General features: G+C 59.2%; 2 protein-coding genes and 1 pseudogene. All 3 read left to right on the top strand.

The window, feature by feature from the left end; genetic code table 11:
* Nucleotides 1-480: nitrogenase component 1 (locus ACQ7C1_RS31645; protein WP_430961208.1), on the top strand; the 480-nt coding region annotated here is incomplete at its 5' end.
* Complete coding sequence (nifN, locus tag ACQ7C1_RS31640) at nucleotides 477-1,859, top strand: nitrogenase iron-molybdenum cofactor biosynthesis protein NifN (protein WP_430961207.1); 1,383 nt, start codon at nucleotides 477-479, stop codon at nucleotides 1,857-1,859. The genes ACQ7C1_RS31645 and nifN, both read left to right, overlap by 4 nt.
* A gap of 31 nt (nucleotides 1,860-1,890) precedes the next feature.
* A pseudogene (locus ACQ7C1_RS31635) lies at nucleotides 1,891-2,097 on the top strand (4Fe-4S binding protein); the annotation flags it as partial.
* Nucleotides 2,098-2,304 lie beyond the last annotated feature (207 nt).

The raw sequence follows: 2,304 nt of genomic DNA, 5'->3' as shown, positions 1-2,304 counted from the left end.
GTCGATGCATTGACGGAGATCGGCGTCGAGATCGTTGGCACCTCCGTCAAGAAATCGACAGTCGAAGACAAGGAGCGGATCAAGCAGATCCTCAAGGATGAAAGCCACGTGTTTGAATCAATGTCGCCACGCGAGCTTTACGATATGCTCTCAGAAAAGAAGGTCGACATTATGCTGTCGGGCGGGCGCACGCAATTCATAGCGCTGAAAGCCAAGACGCCCTGGCTCGATATCAATCAGGAGCGTCAGCACCCCTACGCCGGCTATGACGGCATGGTGGCGCTCGTTCGCCAGATCGACCTCGCCATTCATAACCCGATGTGGTGTCAAGTGCGCGAGCCGGCACCGTGGGAATACCAACCTACAGTGAAGGAAGAACTGCCTTGTAGGCAGGGCAAAGTCGAGGTCGCCCACCCCATCGCGGAAGTGGCCACACAACAGCCGCCGACGGCTTCGGCGCCCCTTGAGGAAAGCCGATGAAGCGCGTTCTTCCTCAAACCAAATCGGCAGCGGTCAATCCGCTAAAGTCGTCTCAACCGCTCGGCGCCGCTCTCGCTTTTCTTGGGGTCCGCGGTGCCATACCGTTGTTCCATGGCAGCCAAGGCTGCACGAGCTTCGCCTTGGTCCTTCTGGTACGTCATTTCAAGGAAGCCGCTCCTTTGCAAACAACGGCGATGGACGAAGTGGCGACGATCCTCGGCGGCATGGACCATCTGGAGGAGGCGATCCTCAACCTCAAGACGCGCACGAACCCGGAACTGATCGGGGTCTGTACCACGGCGCTGGTCGAAACCCGAGGCGAAGATTTCGCAAGGGATGTCGAAAAAGTCAAGTTGTTGCGCGCGAAAGAACTTGCAGGCACGCACATCGTGCTGGCCAACACCCCGGATTTCGAGGGCGCGATCGAGGAGGGCTGGGCTAACGCTGTCAGCGCTATGATCCAAAGAGTTACACTGAGTGGTCAGCAGGCGAGGCAGCCAAAGAAGGTCGCGATTTTGCCGGGCTGGAATCTGACTGTCGCTGACATCGAGCATTTGCGCGAGACGGTGGAAAGCTTCGGCCTCAAACCGGTGATTCTGCCCGATCTTTCCGATTCCCTCGACGGTACCGTGCCTGACGGCCGTTGGGTGCCGACCACCTATGGCGGCATCGACGTCAAGAACATCGAAGAGCTTGGAACGGCGGTGCAGTGCATTCCAATCGGCGAGCATATGCGCGGTCCGGCGGAGGTGCTGCAGAGACTGACCGGAGTGCCTTACACGCTGTTCCAGACCCTTACAGGGTTGAAGGACGCCGATCGGTTTGTCTCGCTGCTTTCCGCAATTTCCGGTGCGCCGGCGCCAGCGAAAATCCGCCGGCGCCGCGCTCAGCTACAGGACGCGTTGCTCGACGGGCATTTTTATTTCAGTGGCAAGAAGATTGCCATTGCCGCCGAGCCCGACCAACTCTATCAGCTCGCCACGTTCTTCACCGGCATGGGCGCAGAAATTCGGGCAGCCGTCACTACGACCGGCACCTCGAAAATACTCGAGAAAGTGCCTGCCGATCCGGTTCAGGTCGGTGATCTTGGCGACCTCGAGGGGCTTGCCGGGGGCGCTGATCTTCTCGTCACCCATTCGCATGGACGACAAGCGGCCGAGCGCCTGGGCATTCCGCTCATGCGCGTTGGCTTCCCAATCTTCGACCGACTCGGCAGCCAGCACAAGCTCACGACGCTCTATCATGGGACGCGCGACCTGATCTTCGATGCCGCCAACATCTTCCAGGCCGACCAGCACGCGCCAACGCCTCGATCACTCGATCCATTCCGCAACCGAGAAATGACAGATGAACGACGCCCGTCGCCTATCGCTCGTTAATGACGAAGTTCACTCACCGACGCCGCAAATCGAGGTATGCTCGCGCGACGTCATGCATCTTTACGGCGTTTGACGACGCGGTGAAATCCTCGGCATCTGTGACGACGAGGACGATGAGCTCGATCGCGTGATCATGTTGGTGGACAATGGGCGGCGCTGCATCGGCTGTGGAGCTTGTGCCCGCGTCTGTCCGAAGAACTGCGAGACCCACGCTGCAGCTGACACGATCGCTGCTTGAGTTGTATCTTTTGGCGCCTGCTGTTGTTCCCGTGCGCTCCCCACCGGCGGTCTACCTCGTCTCGCATTAAATTTCGGACTTCGGTTTCTGCGTCTCGATGCGCGCACCGGCAAGACCGAGTTCGACCAGTACGTGACGAACATCCAGCACCCCGATGTCAAGACGAAGCGCATCTCGCTTCGGGATGACCTGCCACTGATCTGAACG

Origin of the sequence: Rhizobium sp. Nf11,1 (genome assembly GCF_050587665.1) — a bacterium.
In the GTDB taxonomy this organism is placed as follows: domain Bacteria; phylum Pseudomonadota; class Alphaproteobacteria; order Rhizobiales; family Rhizobiaceae; genus Rhizobium.
The sequence above is the reverse complement of the archived record's forward strand: the minus strand, read 5'-3'. Positions and strand labels throughout refer to the sequence as shown.